Genomic DNA, 7893 nt, shown 5'->3' with positions numbered 1-7893 from the left:
GGCGGTGAAGGACTCGAGGGTGCTCGGCGCATCGAAATGATGACCGGTCACCAGCCCCACGAAGACGAGGGCGTTCTTCGCCCATTGATGCGGGCGGAGCGCGCGGACGATGTCCCGGGGCCGGACCCGCGGCACGGCGACATCTTCGATCCACTCGGCAAGCCTATGATGTGAGAAGAGGTTGGGACGGCATGTCGGCTTCGGCCCATGTGCCGCCCGAAAGCGGACGGGCCGTTTCCCACCCGACCCGGTCGTTGGCCTGTGTTTCAACAGCCTGGAAGCGGACCTTCGAGGGTCGGCAAGGAGTCGCAAGCAGCCCCTTGCGATGAGTGCCGAGCGCTGGATTTCGACATTAGGCTCTTCGACGTGGCCGACGCCCTGCAGCATCCAATGGCAGGGCCGCGCGTTCGAACCCGGCCCAGGGATCGTGACCCAAGGCGGAGAGGCGACCCGGTAGGCTCGCGACGTCGAAGCGCGCGCTGGACCCGAGCGACGGGAGCTCGTCCCAATTGACGGGAACGGATACGGGCGCCCCGGGACGGGCCCGAGGCGAGAAGGCCGCGACGGCGGTCGCCCCGCGCTGGTTGCGCAGATAGTCCACGTAGATCCGTCCGTCCCTGACCTTCTTCGACACGGTCGCGACGAAGCTGTCGGGGGCGTCCTTAGCCATCTCGGATGCGATGCGCTTCACGAAGGCCTTCGCCTCGTCCCACCCGGCCTTCGGCTCGATCGGCACGACGACGTGCAGCCCCTTGCCGCCGGTGGTCTTCACGAAGCTGGTGAGGCCGGCGGCGGACATCCGCTCGCGCACATCCAGCGCGCCGGCGACGAGATCGGCCCACGCGACGCCGTCGCCCGGATCCAAATCGAAGACCAGACGGTCCGGGCGATCCGGATCCGCGGCCGGCGCGCCCCAGGGATGGATCTCCAGTACGCTCGCCTGGACCAGGGCGCGGACGCCTTCAAGGTCGCCGACGACGACCGCCTTCTCATCGCCTGCGATCCGGATGTAGCGCTCGTCGAGCCCGGCCCAGGCATGCTTCTGGTAGAAGCAGGACCCGAGACCGTCCGGGCACCGGAGAAGCGACAGCGGCCGGCCGATGACATGCGGCAGGATGCGGTCGGCGACCTCCGCGTAGTACTCGGCGAGCCCCTCTTTGGTCAGGCCGACGTCGGGCCACAGCACGCGATCCGGATGTGTCAGCTTGGCGACCGCCTCCGCGGGCTTCCGCGTCCGTGCCTTCGGCGGCTTCGGCTTCGCCTCCCGCACGACATCGTCCGGACTCACGTCGGTGCGGAGGGTCTTGAAGGACGCGTGCCGGAGCTGGCGGTCGCCTGTCCATCCGCGGAACGTCACCTCGCAGACGAGCCTGGGCTCGACCCAGCGTGCGTTCCGGCGCGCCAGCGGCGGCAGCTCGGCCTCGAAGGGCGCCGCTGGGATGCGCAGCGGCTCCAGCTGCGTCCAGAGATCCCGAGCGACCGCGTCGCGGAAGCCGGTGCCGACCCGCCCGACGTGGACGAGAGTGCCGTCCTCGTGCGTCCCGAGGATCAGCGACCCCACGGAACGGGTCGCCGTGGTCGACGGCATGAAGCCGGCGACGACGAATTCCTCCGACAAGCTGCACTTGATCTTGCGCCAGGCGTCGGTTCGGCCCGACCGGTAGGGCGCGTCCGCCCGTTTGGCGACGATGCCTTCCAGGCCGAGCCTGCAGGCGTGGCGCGCCATGGCCGCGCCGTCGGCGGCGAGATGCTCGCTGAACTGGATGGGGCCGCCCGGCTGTGCGTCGTCGAGGCTCTGAAGCAGCAGGTCCTTGCGCTCGGTCAGGGGCAGCGCACGCAGATCCTTGCCGTCGAGGTAGAGCAGATCGAAGGCGTAGAAGACTGCTGATCCGGTATCGCCAGCGGCGAGCGCCTGCTGCAAGGCGGAGAAGCTGGAGACGCCGGCCGCGGTCTCGACGACGATCTCGCCGTCGATCAGGGCCGATGGCAGCTTCATGGCCTTCAGGGCCTGGGCCGCGGCTTCGAACTTCGCGGTCCAGTCGAGGCCCGAGCGCGTCAGGAGCTTCACCGAGCCCCCGTCGATGCGGGCCTGCATGCGGTAGCCGTCGTGCTTGATCTCGTACAGCCATCCGTCGCCGGTGGGCACGTCGTCGACGAGGGTCGTCAGCGCGGGCTCGACGAAGGGCGGCAGGATCCCCTTGCGGGCGGCCTTGGACCGGCTCGCCGGCGGCTTCGTCTTCCGTTCTGCCACCACATCGGCGCGGGCGGCGTGATCGGCTCTCACGGCCTCGCCGTCGGCGAGATCCCGGTTGGTCCGGCCCGACAGGACCGAAGCCCCGTGCTCGACGAGAATGTCGCCGTCGCGACGCGCATGCTCGTCGTCGACCTTGATGAAAAGCCAGGGTTGCTTCTTCTCGCCGCCGCGGCCCTTCATGCGCACGAGATGCCAGTGGCCCGCGAGCCGCTCGCCGTGCAGGGCGAACTCCAGGTGGCCCTTCGCCAGCCCGACGGCCGGATCGCCGACCGGCTCCCATGACCCGGTGTCCCAGACGATCATGGTCCCGCCGCCGTACTGGCCCTTCGGGATCGATCCTTCCCAGGCCAGGTAGTCGACCGGGTGATCCTCCGTCATGACGGCGAGCCGCTTTTCGGCAGGCGACAGGCTCGGTCCGCGCGTCACGGCCCAGCTCTTCAGGACGCCGTCCAACTCGAGCCGCAGGTCGTAGTGCAGGCGCCGCGCATCGTGCTTCTGGACGACGAACCGCGCCTTCGCCGCCTTGCGGCCGCGCTTTCCCTTGGGCTCGGGCGATGCCTCGAAATCCCGCTTTTCCCGATACGGTTTGAGAGGCTCGGTCATCGCTTCCAGGAAACGGGACCGGCGGGACCGGGTTCCTGAGCGGGCCGGAACGGAGGAGGGAACTACAATACTGGGCAAGTTATCCACAGGTGTGCCTGTGGAGGAACGAGTCGAGTTGGACTCTCGTTGAACCGTCAAGCTCCCGATCGCTGCACTACGGATGCATCGATGGGAGGCAATACTTCGACGGACACAGGAGACCGACGTGGCAGCCCGCGCCAACTGGAAAGGTCATCTTCGACTTTCACTCGTCTCCTGCGCGGTCGGACTGTATCCGGCGGTCAGCTCGTCGAGGGAGCTGAAGTGCCATACGATCAATCGCGAGACCGGCAACCGTCTCAAGCAGCTGATGGTCGACTCGGTGACCGGTGATACCGTCGAGCGCGACGATCAGGTGAAGGGCTGCGAGATCGCCAAGGACGAGTTGGTGCCTGTCGAGGACGACGAGCTCAGCGAGATCGCCCTGGAGAGCACGCACACGATCAACATCGAGGCGTTCTGCAAGCGCGACGAGGTCGACGAGCGCTACTTGGACAAGCCGTACTACCTCGCGGCCGAGGACAAGGTCTCTCGCGAAGCCTTCGCCGTCATCCGGGATGCGATGAAGAAGAAGGGCATGGCCGGGCTCGGACGCATCGTCATTTACAAGCGCGAACGGGTGGTGCTGCTCGAACCGTACGGCAAGGGCCTGCTGGCCACGCTGCTGCGCTACCAGGACGAGGTCCGGTCGCCGACGGCCTACTTCGAGGACATGCCCGACGGCGATCCGACGGCCGAGATGCGAGCGCTCGCCGAGGAGCTGATCGCGCGATCCACCCGGAAGTTCGATCCCTCGAAGTTCGAGGACCGCTACGAGGAGGCACTGATCGCCCTGGTGAAGGGGAAGGCCCCGAAGCCGGCGAAGGGCAAGGGCAAGGCGAAGGCCGGTGCGCCGAGCTCCGGCAACGTCGTGAACCTGATGGAAGCCCTGAGGCGCAGCATCGACTCCGAGAAGGTCGTTTCGCCGGCCAAGGCGCAGCCGCGCAAGACGGAGACTAAGCCCTCGACGCCCGCGAGGAAGCGCGCTTCGGGCAAGGCTACCGCGGGCAGGACCCGAAAGGCTGCTTGACCGGCCGTCTGTCCGGCCGGCGCACCGCCGAGATTATTGCGTGCTAGCCCGGCCGTGACGGTTCCAAGGTAACGGCTGCCAGCCTGTCCATCACCGACCCAACCCAGTCATGTGATCGGTCGTCGGCACTTCCTATAAGCGGTTATTGGTCGGCCGTCCGGCAATCTTGGCTAGGGGTGGTGAACGGACCTCGGCCTTGCGCTTCAAACCAGACGCCCCGCTACGCACCGGGCCTCACTGTGGGCGCGGTTTGAATCATCCAAGGAAGCGAGCCTTCGATGTGACAGATGTTGCCCAACGGCTACGCTCGTGTCGCAACTCTGCATCCCACGCACAGGAAGGCCACTTAATCCGTTCTGGCATGCAATAACGGCCGATCCGACTACGGAGAGGCTTGGACTGCGGAATGACGACAGCTGGGCTTATCCGACCGATCCATATCGCTGCCCTTTCCGCCTCGCTCACCTACGGGTTGGCCGGCATCCCCGTGCAGGCTGGTTCATCGGCACAACCTGGACAGACTGTAGGGCAAGCCCCAGGCGCGCCATTGCCGATCGGGCTCTACTTCATTGACACGTCCAGTTTCGGCTCGCGGGACATCACCCCACGCGGCACCGACTCGAACATCAATCTGCCGTCCTTCATCTGGGCGACACCGGCAGAGGTGGTCGGCGGACGGCTGCAACTTGTCGTGCTACAGCCGATCACAGCTTCGAGCACACGGGGCGCGGCGTACCAGAGCGGGTTCGGCCAGACGCTGCTCGCTGCGCAGGTGGCCTGGAAGCTCGGCAACAATATCAACTTCAGCTACCTGCTCGGGGCCTACCTACCCAGCGAGACCAAGATCGTCATCCAAAATCCGGTTCTGCACCAACGTTTCGCCATCACATACAATGGCGATGGATGGAACCTGACAGGCAACTTCCTGTACGGCACCTTCTTCGATACGCGATCGGCCAGCGGTACCTTTTACCCCGACTTCCTCAACCTCGACCTCACGGCCACCAAGCATTTTGGCAAGTGGGAAATCGGGCCGGTAGCCTTCGGATCGACCGACCTTCCGACCAACAATCCGTCCTATGCTCGGCAAGGCCAGTTCGCCGTGGGCGGCCTCGTGGGCTACAACTTCGGCCCGGTCAATCTCCAGGCCTACGTTACGCGGGACGTTGTTCAGCGCAATTACGCAGGACTTGAGACACGCGGCTGGTTGCGCGTAACCGTGCCGATCTACCAGGATAAAAGCGAGACGCCTGAGCCTAGCCCTATCCTGCGCAAGTTCTGAAATCGTCTCGGGCATGCGTGATGAGGGGCGTTATCCCCCTGCGATGGATGAACGAACGCCCCTTGCCGGATCCTGCATGCCTGAATGGATCGGATCAGCCAGGACTCAAGGCGGGTCGTGAACGGGAGCGGCGACCATGTCCGCTTTTACGCAGTGTCGCCCGGAAGCGGACCGGCGAAAATCCACCCAATCCAGCCATTCAGCGGCGCCCGCCAACGCGACCGAACCTGGCCGAAAGCCTCCAGTCTGCTTCGAACAAGAACTGCCGCCAAAGCGGACATCGAAGTGGGCACGACGCTAATGCTGCTACGCCGACCTCGCCTTTCTCAAGCTGAAAGTACCTTGAGCCTTTCGGCCAAAGTCGCCGATGCGAAGTCGCCGCGATTGAGGATCTGGCTGGCGCCGCGAAGCTTCCTCCGGTCGTCCGCCGAGAATTCGCGACCCGTAAGTACAATCACTGGGATGTCCGAACAGCCGGGTACGGCTCGAACGCCCTCCAGGAAACCGAAGCCGTCCATGATAGGCATGTTAAGGTCGACGATCACGACGTCCGGCCTGGTATCTGCCGCGTGCTGCAGGCCTTCTTCGCCGTTCGCGGCTTCCACTACCGACCAGCCGTCCTCCTCTAGGGTGGACCGCATCGCCATGCGGGTCACGGCCTCGTCTTCGACCAGCAGCACGGTGCCGCGCCGGTCCGTCTCCGCCAGCCTGAACTGGTTCACGATTTTGCCGAACCGTGACCAGTCGACCGGCTTTAGCATGTAGTCCGAGGCGCCAAGCGACGCTGCAAGATTGCGCTGGTCGACGGACGTCACCATCACGACTGGGATCGACGCAAGCTTTTCGTCCGCCTTGATCTGGCTTAGCACGGACCATCCGTCCACACCCGGCATCATCACGTCCAGCAGGATGGCCCGCGGCCGCAGCCTCCGGGCGAGTTCGAGCCCGCTCCTGCCGTTCGCCGCTGTCTGTACCTGGAAGCCCTCGCGATGAAGGAATCTCGTGGTGAGGGCAAGTTGGTCCGTATCGTCGTCGATGACCAAGATGACATCGCCCACCAACTCATCGTCTGCGATGACGTCTGGATCAGGTGATGCTTGCTCGTCGGCTAGGGGAACGAAAGTCGCTGGCACAGTGAACGTAAAGGTGCTGCCCTGGCCCAGGACGCTGGACACTGTGACCACCCCCGCGAGCATGTCGGCGAAGGAACGCGTGAGCGAAAGACCAAGCCCGGTCCCGCCGAAGTTGCGCGTCGTGGAAGCATCAGCCTGCTCGAAACGCTGGAACAGGCGTGACACCTGCTCAGCTGTCATGCCTATCCCGGCATCAGAGACGGCGAACGAAAACCGGTCGACACCTGAGGCGTCCGTCGTGCGAGAGGCGGCAAGTGTGATAATCCCGCTTTCCGTAAACTTGGCTGCATTGCTCAGGAAATTGAAGAGCACCTGCCGCGTCTTGGTCAGATCGGAATGCATACGGCCCAGCTCGGGTGCCATCTTTAATTCCAGCTTATTACCCTTCTTACCGATCAGCGTAGCGACCGAACTCGCGACGTCGCGCAGCATGTCATCCACCGCGAAATCCTCGGCGTAGACCTCCATCTTGCCGCTCTCGACCTTCGAGAGGTCCAGCACGTCGTTGATGAGCCCGAGCAGGTGACGGGCGTTGCGCTCGACCTTGCCAATGTCGGCCACAAGGTCCGACGCATCGCAGCCGTCCGCGATCTCCTCACCCATCATCTCGCTGTAGCCGATGATGGCGGAAAGCGGTGTGCGAAGTTCATGGCTCATATTAGCCAGAAAATCGCTCTTCGCCGTGTTAGCCTGCTCGGCCGCTTCCTTAGCAGCCTCCGCCGCAGCGTTGGCGCTGGTCAGCGCCGCCTCCCTGTCGACGAGGACGTGGTTCGCTGCGTTGAGCCGCCCCAACGTAGCTTCATTCTGCACGACGGAGCGGCGCAACGCGTGGCAGATCCACAGCATGGTCGCACCGACCGTCACGTACTGACACAGCAGCGCGACGTCGACGCCGCCGAGTATCCCGTCGCGCGTGTAGAACCACGCGGCGATCAAGGTGGACAACGACAGCGCCAGCGTCCCGGCCCCCCAGCCGAAAGCCAGAGTGACGACCATGAGGACAGGAATGTACAGCAGGAACGGAGCGACATGGGCTGGAGCCAGGAACCGAACGAACGTCATGGCGCCGATCAACAGCAGCGTGACACCGTAGTCGGTTACCGGCGAATGACGCCGGCGGGCGACTGTCCCGATCAATTTGTGCAAGCTGCTCATGGGTAGTGAGTGTCACGACCTGCGAGCTATGGAAAGCGAGCGGTGCCCGCCACTGTCAGCCCTGAACGGAACGAACGTCTTCGCGGGTTGTCCGGTGCGGTAATCACGCTCAGGCGGCCGAGCCGACCGCGTTTAGCGCGTAGTGGCCGACTGGATCTGGCCGAAAGCGGAATGGCCGCTTCGGAGAAGGCCCGCCGGAAAAGCGGACGGCCTCCTATCGACCCAACCCGGACGAGCGGAGCCACGTCATGGTTTCTCGAAAGCGGTCAAACGGTGTCCCCAAAGTGCTTGGCAGGTATTCTGCTTGACGTTGGATGTGCCGAGCGACAGGGTACCGGGATATGATCGGGAACTGGAC

General features: G+C 64.7%; 4 protein-coding genes. 2 read left to right on the top strand and 2 right to left on the bottom strand.

Annotated elements, in window-relative coordinates; translation table 11 throughout:
- Positions 1–352: 352 nt before the first annotated feature.
- The gene (gene ligD / locus MKK69_RS08455; protein WP_243967329.1) at positions 353–2857 is read right to left on the bottom strand and encodes a DNA ligase D; all 2505 of its coding nucleotides are present in this window, start codon (positions 2855–2857) and stop codon (positions 353–355) included.
- A 205-nt stretch (positions 2858–3062) separates the two neighbouring features.
- Between ligD and MKK69_RS08450 the strand changes: the two genes are divergently transcribed.
- Together MKK69_RS08450 and MKK69_RS08445 are read left to right on the top strand one after the other, a co-directional pair.
- Positions 3063–3965, top strand: coding sequence for a Ku protein (locus MKK69_RS08450; protein ID WP_243967328.1), 903 nt, complete (start codon positions 3063–3065; stop codon positions 3963–3965).
- 406 nt (positions 3966–4371) lie between these two features.
- The gene (locus MKK69_RS08445) at positions 4372–5247 is read left to right on the top strand and encodes a transporter (protein ID WP_243967327.1); all 876 of its coding nucleotides are present in this window, start codon (positions 4372–4374) and stop codon (positions 5245–5247) included.
- A gap of 326 nt (positions 5248–5573) precedes the next feature.
- On the opposite strand, the gene MKK69_RS08440 is transcribed toward MKK69_RS08445, so the two are convergent.
- Positions 5574–7535 carry a response regulator gene (locus tag MKK69_RS08440; RefSeq protein ID WP_243967326.1) on the bottom strand — a complete coding sequence of 654 codons (1962 nt, stop codon included), beginning with the start codon at positions 7533–7535 and terminating at the stop codon, positions 5574–5576.
- Positions 7536–7893: the final 358 nt, after the last annotated feature.

It is taken from the genome of Methylobacterium sp. J-026 (genome assembly GCF_022829585.1).
GTDB lineage: Bacteria > Pseudomonadota > Alphaproteobacteria > Rhizobiales > Beijerinckiaceae > Methylobacterium.
The sequence above is the reverse complement of the archived record's forward strand: the minus strand, read 5'-3'. Positions and strand labels throughout refer to the sequence as shown.

Excerpts from the sequence above, each read along its gene's own strand:
- MKK69_RS08440 (WP_243967326.1), bottom strand. The coding sequence starts at position 7,535 with ATGAGCAGCTTGCACAAATTGATCGGGACAGTCGCCCGCCGGCGTCAT.
- ligD (WP_243967329.1), bottom strand. The coding sequence starts at position 2,857 with ATGACCGAGCCTCTCAAACCGTATCGGGAAAAGCGGGATTTCGAGGCA.
- MKK69_RS08445 (WP_243967327.1), top strand. The coding sequence starts at position 4,372 with ATGACGACAGCTGGGCTTATCCGACCGATCCATATCGCTGCCCTTTCC.